Genomic DNA, 24,851 nt, shown 5'->3' with positions numbered 1-24,851 from the left:
ACCGAACCCGACGCCTCGCGTCCCGGCGTGAGCCGGGCCCGCCTCGCACATATCGCCGCGTGGTCGCTCGCGCTGCCCGAGGACGAGGCGGCGCGCGCCGCCGCCGGCATCGTCGAGCGTACCTATCCGCGCGGCGCCTGCATCTGCCCCAAGAACACCGTGCTCGAAAGCTGGACGGGCGTGGTGACCGGGCTCATCAAAGTCGGCACCGTCTCGCGCGAAGGGCGCAGCGTGACCTTCACGGGCGTGCCGGCGGGCGGCTGGTTCGGCGAGGGAACCGTGCTCAAGAACGAGGCGCGCCGTTACGACATCGTTGCGCTGCGCAGCACGCGCATGGCGTTCATGGATCGCCCGACTTTCATGTGGCTGGCGGAAAACAGCGTCGCCTTCAACGGCTTTCTCGTGCGCCAGTTGAACGAACGTCTCGGGCATTTCATGGCGCTGCTCGAATACGACCGCCTGCTGGACGCGACGCCCAGGCTTGCGCGCTGCATTGCTTCGCTCTTCAATCCCGTGCTGTATCCCGGCGCGGGCGACTACCTGGAAATCAATCAGGAAGAGCTGGGCCTGCTCTCGGGTATGACACGCCAGGTGGCGAATCAATCGTTGAAGGCACTGCAGAAAGACGGCGTGGTGCGGCTCGAGTACGGCGGTATTACCGTGATCGACCTGGATCGGTTGCGCAACTACGGCAATTGAAGGGCGGCACTGGACGATCGGCCGCTCAGGCCGCCCCTTTCAGCGCAGATCGGTTAGCGGAACACCACCGTCTTGCTGCCGTTGAGCAAAATGCGATGCTCGACATGCCAGCGCACGGCCCGCGACAGCACCAGCGATTCCACATCGCTGCCCACCCGCGTGAATTCCTGCGCCGTCATGCCGTGATCGACGCGTTCGATGTCCTGCTCGATGATCGGACCTTCGTCCAGGTCGGCCGTGACGTAGTGTGCGGTGGCGCCGATGATCTTCACGCCGCGGGCATGCGCCTGGTGATAGGGTCGGGCGCCTTTGAAGCTGGGCAGGAAGCTGTGGTGGATGTTGATGGCGCGTCCTTCGAGCGCGCGGCACATCGGGTCCGACAGGATCTGCATGTAGCGGGCCAGCACCACCAGGTCGATGCGTTCGCGTTCGACCAGCGCCAGCACCTGCTTTTCTTGTTCGAGCTTGGTGTCGGCGGCGACGGGCAGGTAGTGGAAGGGGATGCCGTAGGACGCCGCCAGGCCGGCGTAGTCTTCATGATTGGAGACGATGCTGGCGATCTCGGCATGCAGTTGGCCGCTGCTCACGCGAAACAGCAGGTCGTTCAGGCAGTGCCCCTGCTTGCTTACCATGATGAGCAGGCGCGGCTTGATGCGCGCGTCGTGGATGTGCCATTCCATGCCGTAGTCGGCAGCCAGGGCGCCGAGCCTGTCGCGCAGATCCTGCTGGGAGACCGAGGTGGGCAGGTCGAAGTGCACGCGCAGGAAGAACCGGCCGGTCTCGTCGTCGCCGAACTGCTGCGAGTCCAGGATGTTGCAGCCCAGCTCGAACAGCAGGCCGCTCACGCGGTAGACGATGCCCGTGCGGTCGGGGCAGGAGAGCGTCAGGATGAAGTCGTTGTGCTGCATGGCGTTCAGGCTTGCTTGGGAGTGAGGTCGAAGCCGCCGGCGTGAAAGACCAGCGGCGGCGCTTTGCTGTGGCCGCAGTGTTCCACTTCGCCGACCATGATGAAGTGGTCGCCTTCCGGGTAGCGGCTGCGGTTGCGGCATTCGAACCAGGCGGCGCTTTCTTCGGCCAGCATCAGCGTGCCGCCAGGCGCGCGCGCCAGATCGACACCGACGAAGCGCTGCGACGGCAGGCCGGTGGCGAAGTGGCGCGCCAGGGCGATCTGCCGGGCCGACAGCACGTGAATCACGTAGCGCTCGCACTGCTGCAGGGCGGGCAGCGACGAGGCGGACTGCGACAGGCTCCAGAGCACCAGCGGCGGGTTGAGCGAGACCGAATTGAAGGAGCTGACCGTCAGGCCCACCGGCGAACCGTCGGCGGCTTCGGCCGTGATGACCGTGACGCCGGTGGCGAAACGGCCGAGCGTGGCGCGGAACTGGGCCGCGTCGAAACTGGGTTGAGCGGGCATGAGGCGTCAGGGCGCGAGCCTGTCCATCCTCCAGCCTTGGCCGTCGGGCAGGTAGCGCAGGCGGTCGTGCAGACGGGAGGGTCGGCCCTGCCAGAATTCGAAGTAGTCGGGCACCAGACGATAGCCGCCCCAGTGCGGGGGGCGCGGCGGCTGGTCGCCGTAGCGGTCGCGGAATTCGCGCTCGCGGGCTTCCAGCGTTTCGCGCGTGGTGGGCCGGCTTTGCTCGGAGGCCCAGGCGCCGATGCGCGAACCGGGCGGGCGGCTGTGAAAATAGCGGTCGGACTCTTGCGCCGATACCCGCGCTATGCGGCCCTCGATGCGCACCTGGCGCTCTAGCGTCTGCCAGAAGAACAGCAGCGCCGCACGCGGATTGGCGGCCAGGTCTTCGCCTTTGCGCGATTCGTAATTGGTGAAGAACGTGAAGCCGTGTTCGTCGGCGCCCTTGATCAGCACGATGCGCGCCGACGGCCGGCCGTCGGCGCTGACGGTCGCCAGCGTCATGGCGTTGGGTTCGGGCACCTCGGCAGCCAAGGCCTGGTCGAACCAGCGCTGAAACTGCGCGAACGGGGAGGCAGCCGCTTCGGCTTCGAGCAGCACGCTTTTTTCGTAGCTTTGTCGCAGATCGGAAAGAGACATGGATGAGGCTTGCAAGGGCGCCATGGCCCCGATGTGGCGGGAGAGCCAGTTTACCGCTTGCGGCCTGCATCCCGCTGGCAATGCCTATTCTTCGGCCAGGGTCTCGCTCGCACGTTCGAGGCGGCAGGCGATGGTCTCCAGGCGCGCATCGTGGATGCCCGACGCGCGCAGGGCGCGCACGGTTTCCATGACATAGTCGGTGCAGGGGCCGTAGCAGCCGGCCGCGCGCCGCACGATGGTGATCAGTTCGTCGTCGGGCAGGGAGCGGATGTAGGCCGGGCTCTCCCGGTTCATGATGAACACCAGCGCTTTGACCGCGCCCTGCTCGGTCTCGCATTTGAGCCAGCGCGGCAAATAGGCGCCGGCGGACATCTCGCGTTCCCAGAGCTTGGGAAAGTAGGCGGGCACTTCGTCGCCGGCCAGCCGCAGCACCACGCCGCGGCAGGAGCCGCCGCGGTCCAGGCCGAACACCAGGCCGGGGCATTCCGGCGTGCCGCGGTTGACGCGCGACCACAGGCACAGGGCGCGGTGATGGCCGCGCAGCGTGGCCAGGCGTCGTTCCTGGTAGGAGAACTCGGGCCGCCAGATGAGCGAACCGTAGCCGTAGATCCAGACGTCTTCTCCGGGCTGCCAGTGACTGAGCGCGGCGTTCATGGCCGCCTGGCGTTCTTCGGGGGTCCAGGGTTTGAACGGGGGCAGGCGGGGCGAAGCGGAGGAGGGGGGCGAGCTCACGGCGGAACGGGGTAAATCAGGGGGGTGGCAGGTGGAAGCAACGCCTTCGGATTTTGTGCCTATCCGGGGCGTCTGTCGATGCGCCGCGGCAGGCCGGGACGTCGAATGTGTCGCGCCCGCAACGGCCGTGGGAAAATAGCGCCGCCATGAATGAAGAAATGTCTGTTTCCTGCGATATCGACGCCGATCGGCGCTTCGGCGGCCTGGCCCGTCTATACGGCCCCCGGGCGCCCGAGCGGCTGCGGGCCGCGCGGGTGGCCGTGGCCGGTCTGGGCGGGGTGGGGTCGTGGACGGCCGAGGCGCTGGCGCGCTGCGGCGTCGGCGCCCTGACGCTCGTCGATCTGGACCACATTGCCGAATCCAACGTCAACCGCCAGATCCATGCGCTTACGCCCACCCTGGGCCAGGCCAAGATCGAAGCCATGGCCGAGCGCATCCGCGGCATCAACCCCGATTGCGCCGTGACCCGGGTCGACGACTTCGTCGAGCCGGGCAACGTGGCCGAGGTGTTCGCGGGCGAGCTGGACGCCCTCATCGACTGCACCGACCAGGCAGCGGCCAAGATCGCCATGATCCTGTTTGCCCGCGAACGCGGGCTGCCCTTGGTGTTGTGCGGCGGGGCGGGCGGCAAGACGGATCCGCTGGCTCTGCGCGCCGGCGACCTGTCCGAAGCGGCGAACGACGCCCTGCTTGCCAAGCTGCGCAATACCTTGCGGCGCGAGCACGGCTTTGCGCGCGGCTCGGACAGGAACGGCAAGGCCTTGAAGCGCGTGCCCAAGATGGGCGTGCGGGCGCTGTGGTTCGACCAGCAGGCCATATTGCCGGACGCCTGGACGCAGGATGCCTCCGGGCTGCCGGGCGCCGCGCCGCAGGGGCTTTCCTGCGCGGGATACGGGTCAGTGGTGATGGTGACCGCGGCCATGGGCTTGGCCGCGGCCAACGAGGCATTGCGCCGGATACTGGGCTCGTAGCCGGCGGCTCGAGGCGTCGTCGGGTCCGTTACCAGCGCCGGCCGCCGTATCGGCGCCATTGCTCCTGCTGCTGGGGCGTCAGGGCATCCGAGATCTGCTTTTGCGCTTCAAGCCGGTTGCGCAGCATCTGCAGCCGGATATCCGACATCGCTTTGGCGGTCTTCATCTGCGCCTCGATATCGAGGGATTGCCGACCGAGGCTGTCGCGCTCCGCAAGCATCGCATCGTGCATCGCGGTCATCAGCGCCCATTGCTTCTTCTCGCTCGCGTCCCGGATCGTCTCGATTTTTTTGATCTGGGCTTCGCTCAGGTCGAGCGAGGCGAGCGCCCGGCTTCCGGGGCCGAAATACCCGCCCATCATCCACGGTCCCATTCCCCAGCCGCCGTAGGTCTCGTCGTCGTCCATCATCCACGGCCCCATGCCGTAGCCGCCGCCTCGGCCGCCCATCATGCCGGCGCCCATGTGGTAGCCCGGTCCGTAGGCTCCAGAAGAGGGCGTGCCGGCGTCATTGGCCGGCTGCGCCGGCGCCGTGGCCGACGCGAGCGCGAACATGGGAGCGGCAATCCAAGCCAGCAAGATTCGTTTGTTCATGATCTCTCCATTGCATACAAGACGAACGTCATCGCTTGTTCTGAAGAGACAGTAATTCCTGCGGCCTGACGGTTTTTGACCTACATCATGCGGGAGCCACTTTCGTCGCGGGTCCGGGGCCGCCGATCATGCTTGCGGCGCGAAAGCCTCGAAATGAAAATGATCGGCAGGGCGATTCTGGCGTTGCCACGCCTGGCCAAGAAAAGCCAGGAATCCCGAAGGGCCGCAGGCATAGGCGCGAACGTCCGGCGCCAGGCCGGCCAGAACGGTTTCCAGCGGGCGAGCGTTCGGGTCGGTGTTTTCGTCGTCGCAGTGCAGGCGGATTTTTTCCGACAGCGTCGGCGCCGACAGTTCGTCGAGAAACGCCGCCCTGGATCGGGTACGGGCGAAATAGTGCAGCTCGAACGAGACGCGGCGTGCCTGCAGGGTATAGGCCATGGCGAGCAGGGGCGTGACGCCCACGCCGCCCGCCAGCAGTACACAATGACCGTCCGTGTCGTTCAGGGGAAAGTCGTTGCGCGGCGGGCTGATCTTCAGGATGTCGCCTGCCTGCACGCGCTCATGCATGCAGCGCGATCCCCCGCGCCCCGAGATGTCTTTCAAGACCGCAATGCGATAACTGTCGCGTCGAGACGGGTCGCCGCATAGAGAGTAGTTGCGCCGCAGCCCGTTGGGCAGGTGCACGGTGATGTGGGCTCCCGCATCGTAGGCCGGCAGGGCGAGATCGTCCCGCGCAGGCAGCAGTTCGAAGGCTTCGATGCCTTCGGCTGCCGGCCAGCGGCGGGCAACCCGCATGTCCAGGGTTTTCATGCCTCGACGCCCACGAACACGTGGCCGTCCTCGATCTTGACGGGGTAGGTGGCGATGTCCTGGGTGATGGGCAGGCACAGGCCTTTGCCGGTGCGTATGTCGAAGCGGCCCTGGTGCAGCGGGCATTCGATCTCGTAGCCCATGAGAAAGCCGTTGCACAGACTGGCCGCGCCGTGCGTGCAGGTGCGGTCGGTGGCGAAGATTTCGCCTTCCACTTTGTAGAGCGCGATGGCGCGCATGCCGGCTTCGGCCGGCGTCACGTCGTCGTCGACCACATCGTCGTGGGCCAGGGTCTTGATCCATTGCATGATGGCGTTTCCTCAGATGGGGTAGATGAGCGAATTGGGGATGAGTTCGCTGTCGAAGATGCATAGCCGCGACTCGAACATCAGCCCCTGTTCGGTGTCGCGGATCACGTCGAGGTAGCGGCCGACGTTGAACACCGTCGACGGTTGGCCCGGCTTGGTGCGGAACACGGCGTAGTTCGCCTCGGCCTCGATGCGGCCGTCTCGCGCCGACAGGATGCGCGGCGCGCCGACCACGTGGCGCGGGTAGTAGGGGTCGTGGAAGATGGTCTCGGTGGTGCCGTAGATGCGGTCGCGGAGCATGCCGCGCGATTCGAACGAGAGCGTGGCCAGGGGATAGCCGCGCTCGTGGTTCTCGCGCGGCATGATCTTGTAGGTGCAGTCTTCCAGGAAGAAATCGGGCCATTTTTCCCACTCGGCCGAATCCAGCGCGGCGGCGTAGTCGGCGTACAGGCGAGTCACGCGCAGGTACAGGTCGAAATCCATGTTCAGGCCTCCATCACTTTGCGCCAGTATTCGTACATGCCGCGTATCAGGGTCTCGGTGACCATGTGGTCGGTGTTCTCGACCGTCTTGCCGCCCAGTTCGGCGACGGCGCGGTGCCAGGGCTTCTGCTCGAAGCCGCGCTGCGAGAACTCGATGACTTCGCCGTCGTCGGCGGACACGAAGCCGGCCGGGCCGAACAGATTGGCCTGGCGCAGGCGGCGCTGGGTCATTTCGGGGGTGTCTTCGGCGAAGCCGAAGTGCGTCCAGACGAAGTCGAAGGCGTCGTGGCCCACCGGCTGGATATGCCGGGTGGACAGCGAGTTGACCTGCTGCTGGATGATGACGCTGGGAAAGAGCGTCATCAGCACCGCCGTCGGTCCCTTCCACCAGGGCTCGGTGACGATGTCCAGAAAGCGCGGGTCGTGCAGCTGCATCTGGTCCTTGAAGCTGGTCACGCCGCTGGTGACGACGCCCTTGCCGCCCTGGCCGCGCGTCGAGATCATCGCGGCGTGGCGGTGGTGCGCGTCCATCTTCAGCTCGGACTTGTTGTCGGCGCGCCAGAGCCCGAAGGTGACGAACCAGGTGTGCAGCAGGCCCGGGTGGTAGGGGTCTTTGATGTTCTCCTGCATCAACTTCCAGTTGCCGGGGATGCGCTGGCGGCTGTAGCCGTGGATGACCAGCTCGCGGCCGTCGAAGACGCGGTCGAAGTAGTGCAGGATGTCCGGGCCCAGGTAGTCTTCCAGCGGTTCGACGCCATGGTCGAAGCAGGCGAAGACCACGCCGTTGCGCACCGACACCTTGAGCTGGGTGAGATTGTGCTCGTCCGTTTTGAAATCGGGCGGCATGCCGCCGTTGATCTTGCCGTCCTGCTTGACGCCGCGGCGAAAGGGCACGCCCATCAGGTTGCCCTTCAGGTCGTAGTTCCACTGGTGATAGGGGCAGACCAGCTCCGCGCGGTTGCCGTGAGGCTCGCGGCAGAACTGCATGCCGCGGTGCGCGCAGACGTTCTCGACGACGTTGATCCCGCCGTCGCTGTCGCGCGTCATGATGACCGAGCGTTCGCCCACCACAGTGCGTTTGAAATCGCCCGAGTTGGGGATCTCGGCCGTCAGGCCCACATAGCACCAGTGCGGGCCGTAGAAGATGCGTTCGAGTTCGCGCTGGTGCAGCGCCGCGCCGGTATAGGCGGCGAAGGGGATGCGGTTCGTGCCGCTTTCCGGCCAGACGGGCAGGATCGTGTCGGTCATGGTTGTCTCCATCTTGTCGTGGATATGCGGGCCGACCTTGGTGGGCGGTCCGCCTGCCTGCATGCATGGGCGAGGCGATGGCGGCATCATGGAACAAGCGCTAAATTAAATAAATAGAAATTCATAAATAAAAAATATCACCAATGTGAATATTGCGGAGGAGACGGAACGTGAATCTTCAAGACCTGGACTTGAACCTGCTGGTCGTCTTCGACGCGCTGCACCGGCATGGCAGGGTCTCTCTGGCGGCGCAGAGCCTGGGCATATCCCAGCCTGGCGTGAGCAATGCCCTGCGGCGCCTGCGCGGGCTGTTGGGCGACGAGTTGTTCCTGCGCACCTCGGGCGGCATGGTGCCCACGCCCTACGCGCAGTCGCTGGCCCAACCCATATCCGACGCGCTGGCCGCTCTGCATGCCACGCTCAATGCGCATGCCGCTTTCGATCCGCAGCGCAGCGAGCGCAATTTCGTCGTGGGCGTGAACGACGTGGGCCAGCTCTATTTTTTGCCGCGCCTCATGCGCCTGCTTGGCAGTGATGCGCCGGGCGTCACGGTGCGCGCCGAGCTGATGGGCAGCCTGGACGTGAAAGCGGAAATGGAGCGCGGCCGCATGGATCTGGCGCTGGGCTTTCTGCCCGAACTCAAGAGCGGCTTTTTCCAGCGCCGGCTGTTTCGCCAGCCCTATGTCTGCCTGTTCCGCAGTGATCATCCTCTGGCGCGCACGGGCGTGTCGCTCAAGCAATTCCAGGCGGCCGAACATGCGGCCGTGGTGTCGTCGGGCACGGGGCACGGCATCGTCGACGAGATCATCAATCGCCAGGGCCTGCGGCGCCGCGTCAAGATCACGGCGCCGCACTTCATGGCGCTGGCCCCGCTGCTGCAGGCGACCAGCATGATCGCGGTCGTGCCGCGGCGTTTTGCCGATCTGGTCTGCGAGCCCTACGGGCTGGCCACCGCGGCCTGCCCGGTGAAAATTCCGGAGTCGGTCATCAATGTGTTCTGGCATGCCCGCAGCCACCGCGAGGCGGCCAATCAGTGGCTGCGGCAGCGGGTCGTGGCGGAATTCGCCGATTAATGCCGCGCGGGCGCCGAGAGCAGCCCATCCCGCCCGGCTGTCGTCCCGAAAAAGAAGCGGGCAGACCCGGCCCGGCCCGGGGTCGTACACTACGTCGGCCGCCGCGTATCGTTCGCGGCGCGGTTCAATCGACCAGGAGACTCATCCATGCAAAGAAGACATGTGCTCGCACTCGCGCTGGCCGCCGCTACGGCGTGTTCGTTCAACGCCCAGGCCGCCGAATGGCCGACCGGCAAGCCGATCACCATCGTCGTGCCTTTCGCCCCGGGCGGCGCCAACGACCTGATCGCGCGCCTGTACGCCAAGGAAATCGGCCAGGAACTCAAGACCAACGTCATCGTCGAGAACCGCCCCGGCGCCGGCGCCGTGGTGGGCACCGCTTACGTGGCCCGCTCCAAGCCGGACGGCTATACCTACCTGGCTGCTTCCAACGGCACGGTCACCAACACGCTGATCCGTTCCGACCAGCCCTACAAGGACAGCGACATCGAACCCGTGGCCATGCTGGCCATCGTGCCCTCGATCATCGTCACCAATCCGTCCAATCCTGCCAACAACCTCAAAGAAGTCGTCGAAAACGCCAAGAAGTCGGGCCGCACGATCAACTTCTCGACGGCAGGCATGGGCAGCACGCCCGACTTCGTCGGCGCCATGGTCAAGCTGGAAACCGGCATGAAGATGGAAACCATCCCCTACAAGAGCGGCGCCGAGAACGTGGCCGCCGTCGTGGGCGGGCAGACCGACATGACCTCCGAGGCCAGCATGGTCACGCTGCCGCTGGTCAAGGCGGGCAAGCTCAAGGCCCTGGCCACCACCTGGGACCATCTCGATTCCGCGCCGGACATCAAGACCACGGCGGAACTGGGCTTCCCCAATATCCGCATCGGTCACTGGGAAGGTCTCTACGTGCGCGCCGGCACCCCGGCCGCCATCATGGACAAGATGAACGCCGCCGTGCTCAAGGCTTCGCAGTCGCCCACGATCCTGGATGCGCTCAAGGCCTATAGCGTCACGCCGGGCACCATGACCCGCCCCGTCTTCATCAAGTTCACGCAGGACGAGCGCGCCCGCCTGGGCAAGGTGGTCAAGGCCGCCAAGATGCAACCCGACTGAAGCGGGTTTGCGCAGCGGCCGGTCCGTGCGGGCCGGCCGCTTCAGCGCATCGGCGCCTGAACGGCCTCGAGCTCCTCATCGCTGGATGGCGAGCTTGAGGCCCAGGCCCAGGAAGACTGCGGCGAATCCGCCGCGCATCCACGTCAGGACGGCGGGCCGGGACAGCACCCGGTTGCGCAGGGTCGCGGCGCATACGCCGTAGACTGCGAATACGCCGAAAGTCATGGCCATGAAAGCGGCGGACTGTTCGAGCATGAGCCGCGCCGGGTGGACCTCGGTCTTGCCGATGAACTGCGGCAAAAAGGCCAGGAAGAAGATCGAAAGCTTGGGGTTGAATGCGTTCACCAGCGCGGCGTGCCGGATGATTTCCCACGCCGAGCGGGGTTCTGCGTCGGCCTGCACGTTCAGCGCGCCTCGGTCTTTCAATGCCATCCATGCCATGTAGAGCAGATAGGCGGCGCCGACATATCTGAGCGTCTGAAAGGCAATGCTGCTGGCGTGCAGCAGTGCGGCCAGCCCGGTGATCGCCGCCAGCATGTGGGGCAGGATACCCAGGGTGCAGCCCAAGGCTGCGACGAGGGACGCGCGCCGTCCGTGCGCCAGGCCTGTGGCCAGGGTTATCAGAACGCCCGCGCCCGGCGCGATGACGACGATCAGGGACGTGATCAGGAATTGAAGGCTCATGGCGGACACGGTTCCAAGAAGGGGAGCGGTCATCATCCCGCCGGACGTCAATGCCGTCTTGAACGAAATTGCAGGTTCGGGATTCAGGCCAGGGCCTTGGCGTAGGCGCCGGGCGCCATGCCGAAGCTGCGCACGAAAAGCCGTGTCATGTGGCTTTGATCGGCAAAGCCGCTTTGCAATGCGGCGTCGGACAGCGTGGCCCCCTTGCCGATGAGTTCGCGCGCGCGATGCAGACGGCGCTGCAGGATGTAGGCATGCGGCGTGAGACCCGTGGCACGCGCGAAGCCGCGCAGGAACTGGTAGCGGCCCAGGTCGGCGCTGCGCGCCAGGTCGGACAGCGTCAGAGGCGAGGAAGGGCAATCGTCGATCAGGGTGCGGGCCAGCGCGATCCCGTCGGGTATGGCGCCTGGCCGGTCGGCCTTGGGTTGCAGGAGCCGGCCGAGGACGAGTGCGAGCGCCTCTTCCAGCGCCAAGTCGTGCCGGTGTGCCGAGTCCGCGGTCATCAGCGGGAACAGGCGCCCGAACAGCGTCGCCAGCCGCCCGTCGCGGATCACGGGATGCCCGAACTCGACGGCGCGGGTCGCTCGCCCTTCGGAGATGTCCGCCACAGCCGAGGCGATGATGCTCGGATCGAGATAGAGCATGCGCCAGCCGCGGCCCCGCGCGCCCAGGGGGTCGCCATCGTGGCCTTAGCCGGGGTTGACGGTGATGATGTCGCCCGGGCCGGCTTCTACCGGCCCACGGCCGCTGGCCGATTTCTGTGCGCCGCGATGGATCAGGCCCACGCCGAACTGCTCGTGCGTATGCCGGCCGAAGGCGAAGGCCGTATCGGCCTCGATGGCTTCGACGCCGCGCATACGGCTGGGCAGGAGAGTGAGCTGATGGGCGCGCATGCGACGGGTTCCTCAGCGCGCTCCCGCCAGAAACTCGCGCAGTATCTGGCCTGTATGCGAGTTCCTGGCCTTCATCACGCTCTCCGGTGCGCCCTGCGCCACCAGACGGCCGCCGCCGTCGCCGCCCTCGGGTCCCATGTCGATAAGCCAGTCGGCTTCGGCGATGACGTCCAGGTTGTGCTCGATGACCACCACTGTGTTGCCCGCTTCCACCAGGCGGTGCAGCACGTGGATGAGCTTTTCCACGTCGGCCATGGACAGGCCCACGGTGGGCTCGTCCAGCACGTAGAGCGTGTGCGGCATGCGCGAGGCGCGGCCGGTCTTGAAGACGCCTTCGGTCATGCGGGCCTTGGCCAGCTCGGTGACCAGCTTGATGCGCTGCGCCTCGCCGCCCGACAGAGTAGGCGAGGGCTGGCCCAGCGTGAGATAGCCCAGCCCCACGTCCTGCATCAACTGCAGGGGGCGCTGGATCCTGGGGTGCGCCGAGAAATACGCGATGGCGTCGTCCACTTCCATGCCGAGCACGTCGCCTGCGCTCTTCTCGCGCAATTGCACGCCCAGCGTATCGCTGTTGAAGCGCGCGCCGTTGCAGCCGTCGCAAGGCACTTTCACGTCGGGCAGGAAGCTCATCTCGATGGTGCGCATGCCCTGGCCTTCGCACACGGGGCAGCGGCCTTCGCCGGTATTGAAGGAGAAGCGCGCCGCGGTCCAGCCGCGCATGCGGGCCTCGCGCGCATCGGCGTAGAGCTTGCGCACGTCGTCCCAGAATCCGACGTAGGTGGCGGGGCAGGAGCGCGGCGTCTTGCCGATGGGGGTCTGGTCGACTTCGAGCACGCGATCCAGTTGCTCCCAGCCCTCGATGGCCTCGCAGCCGCTCCAGACAGGCACCGGGCTGGAGGACCTGGGAGCCCCGTTCCGTTGCGCGACGGCGCGGGTGAGATTGTCCAGCAGGACCTCGCGCGCCAGGGTCGACTTGCCCGAGCCCGATACGCCGGTGACCACGGTAAGGCGGCCCACGGGAATGCCGGCGTTCACGCTGCGCAGATTGTGCAGGCGCGCGCCGCGCACCTGGATCATGGGCGTGTCTTTCTCGACGGCGCGGCGGCCGTTGAGCGGATGCTGCAGGGGCCGGGCCAGGTAGCGGCCGGTGATCGATTCGGGCGCGTTCATGATGTCTTGCGCCGAGCCCTGGGCCACCACGCGCCCGCCGCGCACGCCGGCGCCGGGGCCGATGTCGATGAGGTGCGAGGCGCGACGTATGGTGTCGTCGTCGTGCTCGACCACCACCAGCGTATTGCCGTTGCCCTCCAGGCGCCCCAGAGCGTCGAGCAGGATGCGGTTGTCGCGCGGGTGCAGGCCGATGGTGGGCTCGTCCAGCACGTAGCAGACGCCCTGCAGATTGGAACCGAGCTGCGCGGCCAGGCGGATGCGCTGCGCCTCGCCGCCGGACAGCGTAGGCGCGGCGCGGTCCAGCGCCAGATAGCCCAGGCCGACTTCCTGCATGAAGGTCAGGCGGCCGCGGATCTCGGCCAGGATGTCGCGCGCGATTTCGCCTTCGCGGCCGCGCGCCACCAGGCCGGTGAAGAAGGTGTGCGCGTCGCTCACGGGCAGCGACGCCAGTTCGGCGATGGAGCGGTCGCGCCACTTCACGGCCAGCGCAGTGGCGTTGAGCCGCAGGCCGTGGCAGGTGTTGCAGGTCTTGGCTTCGCCTTCGTACCAGGCGTTCCAGGCGGTTTCTTCGCCGGTCTGTTCCTCGTCGAAGCCTTGCAGCTGCAGGCCGGTGCCGAAGCAGGCCGCGCACCAGCCGTGCTTGGAGTTGTATGAGAACAGGCGCGGATCGGGCTCGGGGAAGCTCTTGCCGCACGTGGGGCAGGCGCGCTTGGTGGAGAAGTGCGTCTGCTGCAGATCGGATGCCAGCGACTGGTGCAGCTTGTCCACCGGCCACACTACCGACATCACGCCCTGGCCGTTCTCCAGGGCGCTCTTGACCGCGGCGCGCAGTTCGGCCTCGTTGGCCGGGTCCACCACCACGTCGGCCACGGGCAGCTCGATGGTGTGTTCTTTGTAGCGGTCCAGGCGCGGCCAGGGCGAGACGGGAATGAACTCGCCGTCGACGCGCAGATGCGTGTGGCCCTTGGACCCGGCCCACTTGGCCAGATCGGTGTAATAGCCCTTGCGCGCGGTGACCAGCGGCGCGAGCAGGCCGATGTGCACGCCCTTGTGCTCGCGCAGCAGGCGCGCCACGATCTGGTCGGCCGTCTGCGGTTCGACCGGCACGTGGTCGTCGGGGCAGTACTGCGTGCCCAGTTTCACGTACAGCAGGCGCAGGAAGTGATGGATCTCGGTCATGGTCGCCACGGTGGACTTGCGTCCGCCGCGGCTGGTGCGCTGCTCGATAGCCACTGTTGGCGGAATGCCGAAGATGGCGTCCACATCGGGCTTGCCGGCCGGCTGCACGATGGCGCGGGCGTAGGCGTTGAGCGATTCCAGATAGCGCCGCTGGCCTTCGTTGAAGAGGATGTCGAAGGCCAGGGTGGATTTGCCCGAGCCCGATACGCCGGTGATGACCGTGAACTTGTCGCGCGGGATTTCCACGCTGACGTTCTTGAGATTGTGCTCGCGGGCGTTGAGGATCTCGATGGCCTGGGCGTTGCTCTTGCGCTTGCGGCGCATGAGCGATTGCAGGGGCGTGCCCGCACCGGAGGTTTCTTCGCCGTAGGCGACGGCGGGCTCGGCGAGCGCGCGCGCCGCGGCGGGTTCGGCGGCCAGGGCTTCGGCCGGCAAAATCGCGCCTTCGTAGTCGCGCAAGGCCTGGCCCGTGTGCGAACGCGCGTTGTCCATGAGGTCTTGCGGCGTACCCACGCCCAACACCTCGCCGCCCGCGTCGCCGCCTTCCGGGCCCAGGTCGATGAGCCAGTCGGCCGCGCGGATCACGTCGAGGTTGTGCTCGATGACCAGCAGCGTGTGGCCGGCGGCGAGCAGCTTGCGGAAGGCGCGCATCAGGCGCGCCACGTCGTCGAAGTGCAGGCCGGTGGTGGGTTCGTCGAAGAGGAACAGGCTGCCCTTCTTGGCGACCTGGGCGCTGGAGATGCCGCTGCGCGCGGCCTCGGCCAGATGCCCGGCGAGCTTGAGGCGCTGCGCCTCGCCGCCCGACAGCGTGGGCACGGGCTGGCCCAGGCGCACGTATTCCAGGCCCACGTCGGCCAGCGGCGCCAGGCCGGTCTGCACGTCGCGCAGACCCTTGAAGAATTCGAGCGCCTCGCTCACCGTCATATCGAGCACCTGGTCGATCGAGGCGCTGCGGCCCAGGTGCTCGACGCGCACTTCGAGCACTTCGGGGCGGAAGCGCTTGCCGTCGCAATCGGGGCAGCGCAGGTAGACGTCGGACAGGAACTGCATCTCGACGTGCTCGAAGCCCGTGCCGCCGCAGGTGGGGCAGCGGCCGTCGCCGCTGTTGAAGCTGAAGGTGCCGGGCGTGTAGGCGCGCTCGCGCGCCAGCGGCGCCTGCGCGTAAAGCTTGCGGATGGCGTCGAAGGCGCCCACGTAGCTGGCCGGATTGGAGCGGGCCGTCTTGCCGATGGGCGTCTGGTCGACCATGACCACGTCGGCCAGCTGCTCGGCGCCGAGCAGCCTGTCGTATTCGCCGGGCGCCTCGGTGGGTTTGCCCTGGTACTTGAGCAGCGCCGGGTAGAGCACGTCCTGCACCAGCGTGGATTTGCCCGAACCCGACACGCCGGTGACGCATACCAGCCGGCCCAGGGGCAGCTCGACCGAGACGTTGCGCAGGTTGTGCGCGCGCGCGCCTTCGAGGATGAGGCGCGGCGTGTTGGTCGCGACCTGCATGGGGCGCGGGGCCTCGACGCGCTTGCGCCCGCCCAGGTAGTCGCCGGTGAGCGTGGGCGCAGTGCGCAGTTGCTCGGGGCCGCCATCGAACACGATATGGCCGCCGCGCTCGCCCGGGCCGGGGCCGATGTCGATGATGCGGTCGGCCGCCACCATGACCTGCGGATCGTGCTCGACCACCACCAGCGTGTTGCCGGCGTCGCGCAGGCGATGCATGACTTCGACCACGCGGTGCATGTCGCGCGGATGCAGGCCGATGGAGGGTTCGTCCAGCACGAAGAGGGTATTGACCAGCGAAGTGCCCAGCGCCGTTGTCAGGTTGATGCGCTGCACCTCGCCGCCCGACAGGGTGCGGCTTTGCCGATCGAGCGTGAGATAGCCCAGGCCCACGTCGCAGAGGAACTTCAGTCGCGCGCGCACCTCGGTGAGCAGCAGGTCGGAAGCCGCGTCGAGCGCGCCTTCGAAACGCAGGTCGTCGAAGAAGCGCTTCACCCGCTCGATCGGCAGCAGCATCATGTCGTGCACCGACAGGCCGGGCATGACGTCGAGCTGTTCGCGCGTCCATTGCGCGCCAGCGGGCATGAAGCGGCGGTAGCGGCCTTCGTCCCGCCCGCCGCCGGGCCGCCCCAAGTCCGCGGCGTGGGGGTAAACATCCTGCAACACGGCATCTGCATCGGCCTGGCTGCCCAGGCGCCACAGCAGCGCGTCCTGTTTGAGCCGCGCGCCTTTGCACACGGGGCAGGGCGTGTAGCTGCGGTACTTGGACAACAGCACGCGCACATGCATCTTGTAGGCCTTGGTCTCGAGCCAGTCGAAGAAGCGGTTCACGCCATACCACTGCGTTTTCCAGGCCTGGTTGCCGCCCTTCCAGTCGGGCGTGCCGCGCAGGACCCACGCGCGTTGCTCTTCGGTGAGTGCCTTCCAGGGCACCGACAGGGGGATGCCGGCCTTGGGCGCGTATTTTTCGAGCTCGGCCTGGCACTCTTTGAACGACGGCGTTTGCCAGGGCTTGATCGCGCCTTCGAGCAGCGTCTTGTTCTCGTCGGGGATGACCAGGCCCAGGTCGATGCCGATCACGCGGCCGAAGCCGCGGCAGGCGTCGCAGGCGCCCAGCGGCGAGTTGAAGGAGAAGCTGCTGGGCAGCGGATCGCTGTATTCGATGTCGCAGTCGGCGCAGTGCAGGCGGTCGCTGTATTTCCAGATGGCGGCGTTGTTGCCTTCGTCGTCCAGCGCATAAACCGACAGATGGCCCGCACCCATGCGCAGGGCGGTGTCCAGGGCCTCCATGACGCGTTCGCGCTCGGCGCCCGCGTAGCGGAAGCGGTCTTGCACCACATGCAGGATGCGCTGCATGTCGACGGCGGGGGCGGCAGCCTTGCCTTTGCTCTTGCCGGAGGATTTCTTCGCCGCCTTGCCGCCGTGCGATGCGGCCTCGGCACGCGGCGCTTCTTCGGCATGCACGCGCGTATAGCCCTGTTGATCGAGAAAACCGCGTACCTCGTCTTCGGTGTAGTTGGCCGGCACGCCCAGCGGGAAGGTGACGACCAGGCGCGGGTCGCCGGCGGCCTGTGCCCGTTGAGCCAGCGAATCGCGGATGGTGTCGGGCGTGTCGCGCCGCACGGGCCGGCCGCAGCCGCGGCAATGCAGGACGGCCCCGCGCGCATACAGCAGCTTGAGGTGGTCGTTGAGCTCGGTCATGGTGCCGACCGTGCTGCGCGAGCTGCGCACCGGATTGGTCTGGTCGATGGCGATGGCGGGCAGAATGCCCTCGATACGCTCGACCTGGGGCTTGTCCATGCGGTCGAGGAACTGGCGCGCGTAGGGCGAGAAGGTCTCGACGTAGCGGCGCTGGCCTTCGGCGTAGAGGGTGTCGAAGGCCAGCGAGCTCTTGCCCGAGCCGGAGACGCCGGTGACGACGACCAGTTCGCCGGTGGCGATGGTCAGGTCCAGGTTCTTGAGGTTGTTCTGGCGGGCGCCAACGATGCGGATTTCGGAGCTCATGGGAAGATCGTAACGGGTACGCGTATTTGGGTACGGGTCGGCGGTCGGATATCTGTATATATAAACAGTATCTCAGATTTATGACGGATGCCAGGAAGAAGGCCGGGTCGGGTATCGTGGCTGGGCGTGGAGCAAGGGGGTAAAAATTGAATAACAGTAAAAACCAGGAAGGAGGCAAACAATGCTCGCAACGATGATGAACGTGCCGCTGCTGCTGTCGTCGGTACTGCGGCACGCCGAAGCCTGCCATGGCGACGGCGAGATCGTGTCCGCGACCGTCGAGGGGGGGCTGCACCGCTACACCTATGCCGAGCTCGCCGCGCGCAGCCGCAAGCTTGCCAACGCGCTGTCGCGGCTGGGCCTCAAAGCCGGCGACCGGGTCGGCACCCTGGCGTGGAACGGCTACCGGCACCTGGAGCTCTATTTCGGCGTGGGAGGCTCCGGCCTGGTCTGCCACACGATCAATCCCCGTCTTTTCCGCGAACAAATCGCCTATATCGTCAAGCATGCCGGCGACAGCGTGCTGTGCTTCGACCTGCCTTTTCTGCCGCTGGTGGAGGCCATGGCCGCAGAGCTCAAGAGCCTGAAGGCCGTCGTGGCCATGACGGACGAAGCCCACATGCCCAGGTCGCAGGCGCTGCCCGGGCTGCTGTGCTACGAGACGCTGATCGCGGGGGAATCGGACGCTTTCGACTGGCCGGTCCTGGATGAGAACACGGCCTCGGGGCTTTGCTATACCTCGGGCACCACGGGCGAACCCAAGGGCGTGCTCTACAGCCATCGGTCCAGCGTGCTGCATGCCATGGCCATCGCGCTGCCCGATGTGTTCGACCTCTCCAGCAAAGCCGTGGTCTGTCCTATCGTGCCCATGTTCCACGTCAATGCCTGGGGCCTGCCGTTCAGCGTTCCGATGGTGGGCGCCAAGCTCGTGTTGCCCGGCCCGCATCTCGACGGCGCCAGTCTGCATACCCTGTTCGAGAGCGAGGGCGTCACGTTCACCGCCGGGGTGCCTACGGTATGGCTGGGGCTGCTCGACTGGATGGATGCCCACGCGTGCAAGTTTTCCGCGCTCAAGCGCGTGGCCATCGGCGGCTCGGCGGCACCGCCGGCCATGTTCAAGCGCTTTCATGCCCAGGGCGTCGATGTGCTGCATGCCTGGGGCATGACGGAGACGAGCCCGGTGGGGCTGGCGGCGACGCTGAAGGGCAAGCAGCAGGCGCTGCCGCCGGACGAGCAGCTTGGGCTGCTGTGCAAGCAGGGGCGCCCCGTGTTCGGCATGGAGTTTCGCATCGTCGACCATGAGGGCAAGGAAGTGCCGCACGACGGCAAGAGCTTCGGCGCGATGCTCGTGCGCGGGCCGTGGGTGGCGCAAGGCTACTTCAACGCGCCGGAGCATGCCGCTCATGCGGATTTCCCCGGCTGGTTCAATACCGACGACGTGGTCACGATGGACGCGGATGGTTTCGTCAAGATCGTCGATCGCACCAAGGACATGGTGAAGTCCGGCGGCGAATGGATTTCGTCGATCGAACTCGAGAACATCGCCATGGCTCATCCCGCCGTCAAGGAGGCGGCCATCGTGGCCCGCGCCGACGAGCGCTGGGGCGAGCGGCCGGTGCTGGTGGCGGTGTTGAAACCCGACGCGACTCTCACGCGCGAAGACATGCGCGCGCATTACGAGAGCCGGACCTCGAAGTGGTGCGTACCGGACGATCTCGTGATCGTCGACGAACTGCCGCACACGGCCACAGGAAAACTCTCGAAGAAGACCATCCGCCAATTGATCGAGACCGGGTCATGAACGCGGCGTCCGCATGCCGAGGCCGGCTATTTGCCGATCAAGTCTAATTTGGGCTAAAATCTTAGATTGCCCATTTTGCCGTTGGCGGCTGTTTTGCCTGCGGTTTGTTTCAACGCATCAACTCAAACCTCAAGTTTCAGGAGTCAGCCATGGCCGAACGTAAGCGCGTGCGCCGCAATACCCTGGAGCGCCGTTGCCTTGGCAAGGCGTTCAAGCGTCTTTTCGTGAAATCGCCCAAGGGCGTTTTCAAGATGCTGGAGAAGGTCAAGCGCGTGTAATCGCGGTTTGATCATCCCAACAAAAAGCCCCGCTGCTTGTCAGCGGGGCTTTTTGTTTGCGCCGCCATCAGGCGGTAGCCCGGTTTTAAAGTCTTTGGGCCAAACCGGCGGCATCGACTGGCGCCATAGCGATTCGAGCTGCGCCATGCGTTCGGCTTTTCGCCGGATCCCAACGAAAAGTTAGGCATTCCACCAGTGGTTGAGCCCTGTATAGACGCCGGCCGAGGCCAAGACGATCAGCACGATACCGGCGATGGCGACAATCAATCCCGACCAGAGCGCGGCTCCATCTCTCTCCATCATGCCCAGCGAGAAGAGCGAGATGGCCATGGCCGGGACCACATGACCCAGCGGAATGGGCAGTGTGATGATGATGGCGAGAATGAGGCACACGCATCCCACAGGAACTTTCGTCCACTCGGCCGCCATCCACCTGCGTCGCGGTCGAACAACCTTCTCGAGGCGGCGCAATACGAGCGCGACGCCGGCGAGCAAGCTCTTGACGGTGGCGGCTGCGATGGGACGTCGAGTCAGCCTTGCTGGCAGCCAAGCGTGATTTCTTCCCAGGACAACTTGCGCGGAGACCAGCGTCATGCAGGCGCCGAACGGCGCGGACAAGCCCGGAAGCGGAATGGGTAGCGCCATGGGTAAGGCCAGAAGCAAAAGAACGGCCCAGATCGAACGATCTTCCAGCAATTCAAGAACGTCCCCTACGGTCAGGTCTTGACCGATGACCGCGGTTGACCTCGCTTCCAGCAAAGTCGATAGCGGCGGCGTCTTCGGCGGCTCGGACTGTGGATTCATATGTTCCGATAAGCGTGTGCACGTTTGCGTCACGGGGCGCCATGTCCGGTTTGTCGGGTTTCGAGGTGGCGAGATGTCAGGCTATGGGCAGTGAACAGGTTATCGGTTGACCAGAATCAATCTACCGGAATTGAACGTCGTGTTTTTGCGCTGGAACTGATCCAATCCCGCGCGTTACTCATCGAGGTTCCCCGCTCAAGGGGTGACAGATGACGACAAACAGGAGCGGCCCGACATGGATCTCGTACCGATACCCCAGCGCCCGATCGTGCAGGACGACCTGCAGCGGGAAGACTCGACCCGGGCCACCCAGGGCACCGGCGGCGGCGAGGCGATCGACGAAGGGTGGGTCATCGTCGATCTTTTCGCGCCCGAATCGACGCAGCGCGGCGATGAGCTCAGCGTCGACGACTTCGACCTCATGAGATCGCCCGACAGCCTCCAGGGCGCCCTCACCAACGCCCGACTGTCCGAGTCGGACAGCGATCTCGACGACTTCGAGAAAATCGATTCGAACATCGAAGACGACTGGGTCGATGCCGGGGGCGGCACACAGGAGCCTGCCCCCTTGCGGGTGAAAATCCAGGCGGAAGACAAAGCCCTCACCGATGCGCTGCGCCTGTGCGCGATCCGCGATCTGGATTCGAACCCCAGGAGCTTTCTCGCGCTGGTCGCGGAAAAAACCAACCCGGAGCGCAATTGGTTCAGCTTTCGCAACCTGCTGTCGATCATCGGCGACCTTTTCAGCGGCAAGAAACCCGAGCTCGTGCTCAACCGCAACTGCGTCCATTGTGCCGTGGCGCTGGAGGCGACCCTGTCGCAGTTCGATCCCGAAGGGGCAGCACGCAAATGGACGGTCGAAGGCAAAACCTCGTCGTCGCGGGTGTTCCAGGTCGCGGAGCGCGAACGAGGCGAATTCGTTTCCCTGGCCGATCAATACGAGGCCAGGCTTTTGAACGCGGGCGACGATTTTCTGCGCGACCTGAAAGAGGCCATACCCGAAGGCAAGCGCGGGTGCATCAGCCTGCCCGTCAAGGGGTATGGCTTTTCGCACGCCATGAATGTGGTCCATGCGACAGGCGGCCTTTATCTGGTGTGCGGACAGCAGGGGCTGGTCTACGATCTCGGCAATGCCGAAGACCTCGACAAGGTGCGCGAGCGCTACCTGATCGATGGGGGCGACGATGTCAACGGGCAAAACCGCATCGTGTGCCAGACCGGCAACGCCCCGAGCAATATGCACCTGCTGCCCAAGCTCGATCTGGACGACTGGGAGTTGGTCTAGCGGCACCGGCGCCGCGTTGACAGATAAACTGTCACGCACCACCCAATTCGCCTTATCGCCATGTCATCCTCCTCGAGCCGTTCATCCGCGCCGGTCGTCGTCTGGTTCCGGGACGATCAGCGCCTGACCGACAACCCTGCACTCGAGCACGCCGTCGGCACGGGACATCCCCTTGTGTGCGTGTATGTTCACGATCCGCAGCCGCGGACGACCCGCCCGCCGGGGGCCGCCGTGCGCTGGTGGCTGCACGAATCGCTGCGCGAACTCGACGCGGCGCTGACCGCAATGGGCGGCGGATTGGTCCTGTTGCAGGGACCCGAGCAGCAGGCGATCGAAGCGTTCGCCGCGTCCATCGGCGCGGCCGCGGTGTGCTGGAATCGCCGCTATTCGCCGGCGCAGCGCGAGACCGATGCGGCCATCAAGGCGGCGTTGAAAGACCGTGGGATCGCGGTTCCGACCTTCAACGGGCACCTGCTGCGCGAGCCCTGGACGGTCGCCACGCGCGAGGGGCAGCCGTTTCAAGTGTTCGGCGCCTACTGGCGCGCCGCGCGGCGCGACTATTCGCCCGAGCCGCCCAGACCCGCCCCCGAACATATCGACTTCTTCCCGCTTCCCGACGCCGCAAGGGCGCTCGCGACCGATCTGCCCGCGCTGGCGCTTCAGCCTCGCACGCCCGACTGGGCCGGCGGGCTGCGCGCAAGCTGGCAATGCGGCGAGCAAGCGGGGCTGCGCCGGTTGCAGGCGTTTCTGTCGCAAACGCTGGCCGGTTACGCGGGCGGACGGGACATGCCGGCACAGCGCGCGACCAGCCGGCTGTCGCCGTATTTGCGCTTCGGCAATCTTTCGGTGCGGCAGGTGTGGTACGCGGCGCTGTCGGCGGCCCAGGCGGGGCGCGGCGACCCGAGCGCGGCCCGCATTGCGGGCGCCGATCTGGACAAATTTCTCGACGAGCTGGGCTGGCGCGAATTCTCGTATTACCTGCTCTATCACTTTGCGCCGCTGCATCAGGTCAACTTCAAACGGCAGTTCGATGCGATGCCGTGGCGCGCCGATCCCCAGGCGCTCGATGCCTGGCGGCGCGGCCGCACCGGCTACCCGCTGGTCGACGCGGGCATGCGCGAGCTATGGCATACCGGCTGGATGCACAATCGGGTACGAATGGCGGCGGCGTCGTTTCTGATCAAGCATCTGCTCATCGACTGGCGCGTGGGCGAGGCCTGGTTCTGGGACACGCTGGTGGACGCGGACGAGGCCAGCAATCCGGCGAGCTGGCAATGGGTTGCCGGCAGCGGCGCGGATGCGGCGCCGTATTTTCGTATCTTCAATCCGGTGCTGCAGGGCCAGAAGTTCGATCCGCAGGGCGATTATGTGCGGCGCTGGGTGCCCGAGCTCGCGCGCCTGCCCGATGCGGCGATACACGCCCCTTGGCTCGCGCGGCCAGCGCAGCTCGCGGCCGCGTCGTTTCAGCCGGGCAACGACTATCCGCTGCCGGTGGTGGATCACCAGGACGCGCGCGCACGCGCGCTTGCCGCCATGGATGGCCTGCGCGGGCGTGCCGCGGCCGTGTGAGTCCGGTCGCGCCTAGGTTCGGTCGATTCGTTGCTGCGCGGCGCGGCGGGCGGCGATCGCCGCGCCCTGCTCGCCCAGGTCCCACCACAGGCCGGCCATGATGCCCAGCGACTCGCGCATCACCGGCGCCAGCACGTGCTCGTTCGGCGCGTGCTGATTGCAGGCAGGATAGGAGTGCGGCAGCCAGAGTGTCGGCAGGCCGAGCGTATCGGCAAAGACGTCGTTGGGCACGGTGCCGCCCAGGTTGGGCAGTAGCGCCGGCTTCTTGCCTGTCGTGGCGCGCATGGAATCGAGCGCCCATTGCACCCAGGGGTCTTCGAGATCGAGGCGCGTGGCGGGCGTGCCGCGCGAGACCTTGACCTTCACTTCGGTGAAGCCGTGCTCCGCGAAGTGGCGGTCCAGGTGGGCCTGCATGTTCTCCCAATCGGTGCCGACGACGAAGCGCAATTGGCACACTGCCTTCGCGGTGGGCGGGATGGCGTTGACGGGCGCGTCGGGGTTGCCGGATTTCATCGCCAGCACTTCGAGCGTGTTCCAGCCGATCACGCGTTCGGTCGGCGTGAGCCCCGGTTCGCCCCAGTGCGGGTCGATGTCGGGCGAGCTCTCGTCGCGGCCCAGTTCGATGTCGGAAAGCGCTTCGCGCACGGCGGCGGAAATCGGCGGCGGACGCAGGCCCTCGACCGCGATGCGCCCGTTGCGATCGACGAGACTGGCGATGGCGTGCGCCAGCACGATCGCCGGGTTGCTCAGCACGCCGCCCCAATTGCCCGAATGATGCCCGCCTTCGCGCAGATTCAGCGTCAGCTCGAACGGGATGGCGCCGCGCGAGCCGAGAAACAGCGTGGGGCGCTCCGCCGAGACGCGCGGCCCGTCAGAGGCGATGAACACGTCGGCCGAGAGAGCTTCTTTGTGCGCGGCGCAGGTCTCGTCCAGGCCCGGCGAGCCGATCTCCTCGCCGGTCTCGAAGATCACCTTCACGTTGTAGCCGAGCTTGCCGCCGCGCGCCTTCAGCACCGCCGCCAGCGCCGCGAAATTGACCGAGTGCTGGCCTTTGTTGTCCGCCGACCCGCGGCCGTACCAGCGTTCGCCGTCGACGACCATCTCCCAGGGCTTGAGCCCTGCGCGCCATTGTTCGTCGTAGCCGCGCACGACGTCGCCGTGGCCATAGGTCAGCACCGTCGGCAGGTCGTCGGACTCGTGGCGTTCGGCGATAAGAAAGGGGGGGCCGCCCGCAGCCGGGTTGTCGACAATACGCGCCGCGAAACCCAGGCGCGCGAGCGCGTCGCTGACTTCTTCCGTGAGGTAGGCGGCCAGGGCAGGATTCGGCCCGTTCTGGCTCTCGGTATGAAAGGCGACGCGGCGGCTCAGGTCCGTGTAGAACTCGCCCGAATCGAAGGCATCAAATGCGAGCGCAATGGCGCGTTCGCGCGGGGTCGAGGGTTCTTTCACGAGGGCTCCGGTGAGGGGTGGTGGGTTGTTCGACGGGTTCGCGCAGATCGCGGGCCGCGCGGGGCGCCGCCTGCAGGCAGTCTGGCTGCGCCCGGGCGGCGATTTACTATAGCCGGTATCCCCGGCACGAGAGGCTCGGCCTACAAACAGCTTTCATTTCGGTCTT

The 24,851-nt window shown here is 66.3% G+C and carries 21 protein-coding genes and 1 pseudogene; 8 read left to right on the top strand and 14 right to left on the bottom strand.

From position 1 onward, the window contains the following. Positions 1 to 27: 27 nt before the first annotated feature. Entirely contained in the window at positions 28 to 699 is a 672-nt protein-coding gene (locus ACTHJ1_RS05785; RefSeq protein WP_440189082.1) for a Crp/Fnr family transcriptional regulator, read from the top strand. Positions 700 to 752: 53 nt separating this feature from the next. Here ACTHJ1_RS05785 and purU read toward each other — a convergent pair whose 3' ends face one another. The 4 genes from purU to ACTHJ1_RS05765 all read right to left on the bottom strand — a co-directional run bounded on the left by purU (position 753) and on the right by ACTHJ1_RS05765 (position 3,403). Continuing rightward, positions 753 to 1,607 (bottom strand): formyltetrahydrofolate deformylase, encoded by an 855-nt coding sequence (purU, locus tag ACTHJ1_RS05780; protein ID WP_440189035.1) that lies wholly within the window; start codon positions 1,605 to 1,607, stop codon positions 753 to 755. Between the two features lie 5 nt (positions 1,608 to 1,612). After that, positions 1,613 to 2,113, bottom strand: coding sequence for a flavin reductase family protein (locus tag ACTHJ1_RS05775; RefSeq protein WP_440189032.1), 501 nt, complete (start codon positions 2,111 to 2,113; stop codon positions 1,613 to 1,615). A gap of 6 nt (positions 2,114 to 2,119) precedes the next feature. Next, positions 2,120 to 2,749, bottom strand: a complete 630-nt coding sequence (gene pdxH, locus ACTHJ1_RS05770) for a pyridoxamine 5'-phosphate oxidase (RefSeq protein ID WP_440189029.1) — start codon at positions 2,747 to 2,749, stop codon at positions 2,120 to 2,122. 84 nt (positions 2,750 to 2,833) lie between these two features. Next, a complete protein-coding gene (locus tag ACTHJ1_RS05765) occupies positions 2,834 to 3,403 on the bottom strand; it encodes a gamma-glutamylcyclotransferase (RefSeq protein WP_440189079.1) in 570 nt (189 codons plus the stop codon). A 224-nt stretch (positions 3,404 to 3,627) separates the two neighbouring features. Here ACTHJ1_RS05765 and ACTHJ1_RS05760 point away from each other — a divergent pair, with 224 nt between their 5' ends. Further along, positions 3,628 to 4,452 carry a tRNA threonylcarbamoyladenosine dehydratase gene (locus tag ACTHJ1_RS05760; protein WP_440189026.1) on the top strand — a complete coding sequence of 275 codons (825 nt, stop codon included), beginning with the start codon at positions 3,628 to 3,630 and terminating at the stop codon, positions 4,450 to 4,452. A gap of 28 nt (positions 4,453 to 4,480) precedes the next feature. On the opposite strand, the gene ACTHJ1_RS05755 is transcribed toward ACTHJ1_RS05760, so the two are convergent. From ACTHJ1_RS05755 to ACTHJ1_RS05735, 5 genes are all read right to left on the bottom strand, one after another. Then, entirely contained in the window at positions 4,481 to 5,005 is a 525-nt protein-coding gene (locus ACTHJ1_RS05755; protein WP_440189023.1) for a Spy/CpxP family protein refolding chaperone, read from the bottom strand. A 165-nt stretch (positions 5,006 to 5,170) separates the two neighbouring features. Continuing rightward, on the bottom strand, positions 5,171 to 5,854 hold the full coding sequence (locus ACTHJ1_RS05750) for a ferredoxin reductase (RefSeq protein WP_440189020.1): 684 nt from the start codon (positions 5,852 to 5,854) through the stop codon (positions 5,171 to 5,173). Further along, positions 5,851 to 6,162: a non-heme iron oxygenase ferredoxin subunit gene (locus tag ACTHJ1_RS05745; protein WP_440189017.1), complete on the bottom strand. Its 312-nt coding sequence runs from the start codon at positions 6,160 to 6,162 to the stop codon at positions 5,851 to 5,853. Before ACTHJ1_RS05745 ends, ACTHJ1_RS05750 begins: the two co-directional genes overlap by 4 nt. A gap of 12 nt (positions 6,163 to 6,174) precedes the next feature. Beyond that, positions 6,175 to 6,645: an aromatic-ring-hydroxylating dioxygenase subunit beta gene (locus ACTHJ1_RS05740; RefSeq protein WP_440189014.1), complete on the bottom strand. Its 471-nt coding sequence runs from the start codon at positions 6,643 to 6,645 to the stop codon at positions 6,175 to 6,177. Positions 6,646 to 6,647: 2 nt separating this feature from the next. After that, a complete protein-coding gene (locus ACTHJ1_RS05735) occupies positions 6,648 to 7,892 on the bottom strand; it encodes an aromatic ring-hydroxylating dioxygenase subunit alpha (RefSeq protein WP_440189011.1) in 1,245 nt (414 codons plus the stop codon). Positions 7,893 to 8,062: 170 nt separating this feature from the next. Here ACTHJ1_RS05735 and ACTHJ1_RS05730 point away from each other — a divergent pair, with 170 nt between their 5' ends. Then, positions 8,063 to 8,965: a LysR family transcriptional regulator gene (locus tag ACTHJ1_RS05730; protein ID WP_440189008.1), complete on the top strand. Its 903-nt coding sequence runs from the start codon at positions 8,063 to 8,065 to the stop codon at positions 8,963 to 8,965. A gap of 147 nt (positions 8,966 to 9,112) precedes the next feature. Continuing rightward, positions 9,113 to 10,078 (top strand): tripartite tricarboxylate transporter substrate binding protein, encoded by a 966-nt coding sequence (locus tag ACTHJ1_RS05725; protein ID WP_440189005.1) that lies wholly within the window; start codon positions 9,113 to 9,115, stop codon positions 10,076 to 10,078. Between the two features lie 75 nt (positions 10,079 to 10,153). Here the strand turns inward: ACTHJ1_RS05725 and ACTHJ1_RS05720 are convergent, their stop codons facing one another. The 3 genes and pseudogenes from ACTHJ1_RS05720 to ACTHJ1_RS05710 all read right to left on the bottom strand — a co-directional run bounded on the left by ACTHJ1_RS05720 (position 10,154) and on the right by ACTHJ1_RS05710 (position 17,499). Then, positions 10,154 to 10,762 (bottom strand): LysE family translocator, encoded by a 609-nt coding sequence (locus ACTHJ1_RS05720; RefSeq protein WP_440189002.1) that lies wholly within the window; start codon positions 10,760 to 10,762, stop codon positions 10,154 to 10,156. Positions 10,763 to 10,845: 83 nt separating this feature from the next. Then, positions 10,846 to 11,655: pseudogene (locus tag ACTHJ1_RS05715) on the bottom strand (AraC family ligand binding domain-containing protein). A 12-nt stretch (positions 11,656 to 11,667) separates the two neighbouring features. After that, complete coding sequence (locus ACTHJ1_RS05710) at positions 11,668 to 17,499, bottom strand: excinuclease ABC subunit UvrA (protein WP_440188999.1); 5,832 nt, start codon at positions 17,497 to 17,499, stop codon at positions 11,668 to 11,670. A gap of 181 nt (positions 17,500 to 17,680) precedes the next feature. Here ACTHJ1_RS05710 and ACTHJ1_RS05705 point away from each other — a divergent pair, with 181 nt between their 5' ends. After that, positions 17,681 to 19,300 (top strand): long-chain-fatty-acid--CoA ligase, encoded by a 1,620-nt coding sequence (locus ACTHJ1_RS05705; RefSeq protein WP_440188996.1) that lies wholly within the window; start codon positions 17,681 to 17,683, stop codon positions 19,298 to 19,300. Positions 19,301 to 19,449: 149 nt separating this feature from the next. After that, a complete protein-coding gene (locus ACTHJ1_RS05700) occupies positions 19,450 to 19,578 on the top strand; it encodes a hypothetical protein (protein WP_019936597.1) in 129 nt (42 codons plus the stop codon). A 180-nt stretch (positions 19,579 to 19,758) separates the two neighbouring features. Here the strand turns inward: ACTHJ1_RS05700 and ACTHJ1_RS05695 are convergent, their stop codons facing one another. After that, positions 19,759 to 20,382 carry an exopolysaccharide biosynthesis protein gene (locus ACTHJ1_RS05695; RefSeq protein ID WP_440188992.1) on the bottom strand — a complete coding sequence of 208 codons (624 nt, stop codon included), beginning with the start codon at positions 20,380 to 20,382 and terminating at the stop codon, positions 19,759 to 19,761. 235 nt (positions 20,383 to 20,617) lie between these two features. Between ACTHJ1_RS05695 and ACTHJ1_RS05690 the strand changes: the two genes are divergently transcribed. Continuing rightward, positions 20,618 to 21,667: a toxin glutamine deamidase domain-containing protein gene (locus tag ACTHJ1_RS05690; RefSeq protein WP_440188989.1), complete on the top strand. Its 1,050-nt coding sequence runs from the start codon at positions 20,618 to 20,620 to the stop codon at positions 21,665 to 21,667. Between the two features lie 60 nt (positions 21,668 to 21,727). Beyond that, positions 21,728 to 23,236 (top strand): cryptochrome/photolyase family protein, encoded by a 1,509-nt coding sequence (locus ACTHJ1_RS05685; protein WP_440188986.1) that lies wholly within the window; start codon positions 21,728 to 21,730, stop codon positions 23,234 to 23,236. 12 nt (positions 23,237 to 23,248) lie between these two features. On the opposite strand, the gene ACTHJ1_RS05680 is transcribed toward ACTHJ1_RS05685, so the two are convergent. Continuing rightward, positions 23,249 to 24,685, bottom strand: coding sequence for a M20 family metallopeptidase (locus ACTHJ1_RS05680; protein ID WP_440188984.1), 1,437 nt, complete (start codon positions 24,683 to 24,685; stop codon positions 23,249 to 23,251). Positions 24,686 to 24,851: the final 166 nt, after the last annotated feature.

The sequence above is a fragment of the Bordetella sp. genome (assembly GCF_051960075.1).
Classification (GTDB): domain Bacteria; phylum Pseudomonadota; class Gammaproteobacteria; order Burkholderiales; family Burkholderiaceae_B; genus Bordetella.
The sequence above is the reverse complement of the archived record's forward strand: the minus strand, read 5'-3'. Positions and strand labels throughout refer to the sequence as shown.

Coding starts and splice junctions, on each gene's coding strand:
- purU (WP_440189035.1), bottom strand. CDS start 1,607: ATGCAGCACAACGACTTCATCCTGACGCTCTCCTGCCCCGACCGCACG.
- ACTHJ1_RS05775 (WP_440189032.1), bottom strand. CDS start 2,113: ATGCCCGCTCAACCCAGTTTCGACGCGGCCCAGTTCCGCGCCACGCTC.
- pdxH (WP_440189029.1), bottom strand. CDS start 2,749: ATGTCTCTTTCCGATCTGCGACAAAGCTACGAAAAAAGCGTGCTGCTC.
- ACTHJ1_RS05765 (WP_440189079.1), bottom strand. CDS start 3,403: ATGAACGCCGCGCTCAGTCACTGGCAGCCCGGAGAAGACGTCTGGATC.
- ACTHJ1_RS05760 (WP_440189026.1), top strand. CDS start 3,628: ATGAATGAAGAAATGTCTGTTTCCTGCGATATCGACGCCGATCGGCGC.
- ACTHJ1_RS05755 (WP_440189023.1), bottom strand. CDS start 5,005: ATGTTCGCGCTCGCGTCGGCCACGGCGCCGGCGCAGCCGGCCAATGAC.
- ACTHJ1_RS05750 (WP_440189020.1), bottom strand. CDS start 5,854: ATGAAAACCCTGGACATGCGGGTTGCCCGCCGCTGGCCGGCAGCCGAA.
- ACTHJ1_RS05745 (WP_440189017.1), bottom strand. CDS start 6,162: ATGCAATGGATCAAGACCCTGGCCCACGACGATGTGGTCGACGACGAC.
- ACTHJ1_RS05740 (WP_440189014.1), bottom strand. CDS start 6,645: ATGGATTTCGACCTGTACCTGCGCGTGACTCGCCTGTACGCCGACTAC.
- ACTHJ1_RS05735 (WP_440189011.1), bottom strand. CDS start 7,892: ATGACCGACACGATCCTGCCCGTCTGGCCGGAAAGCGGCACGAACCGC.
- ACTHJ1_RS05725 (WP_440189005.1), top strand. CDS start 9,113: ATGCAAAGAAGACATGTGCTCGCACTCGCGCTGGCCGCCGCTACGGCG.
- ACTHJ1_RS05720 (WP_440189002.1), bottom strand. CDS start 10,762: ATGAGCCTTCAATTCCTGATCACGTCCCTGATCGTCGTCATCGCGCCG.
- ACTHJ1_RS05710 (WP_440188999.1), bottom strand. CDS start 17,499: ATGAGCTCCGAAATCCGCATCGTTGGCGCCCGCCAGAACAACCTCAAG.
- ACTHJ1_RS05705 (WP_440188996.1), top strand. CDS start 17,681: ATGCTCGCAACGATGATGAACGTGCCGCTGCTGCTGTCGTCGGTACTG.
- ACTHJ1_RS05700 (WP_019936597.1), top strand. CDS start 19,450: ATGGCCGAACGTAAGCGCGTGCGCCGCAATACCCTGGAGCGCCGTTGC.
- ACTHJ1_RS05695 (WP_440188992.1), bottom strand. CDS start 20,382: ATGAATCCACAGTCCGAGCCGCCGAAGACGCCGCCGCTATCGACTTTG.
- ACTHJ1_RS05690 (WP_440188989.1), top strand. CDS start 20,618: ATGGATCTCGTACCGATACCCCAGCGCCCGATCGTGCAGGACGACCTG.
- ACTHJ1_RS05685 (WP_440188986.1), top strand. CDS start 21,728: ATGTCATCCTCCTCGAGCCGTTCATCCGCGCCGGTCGTCGTCTGGTTC.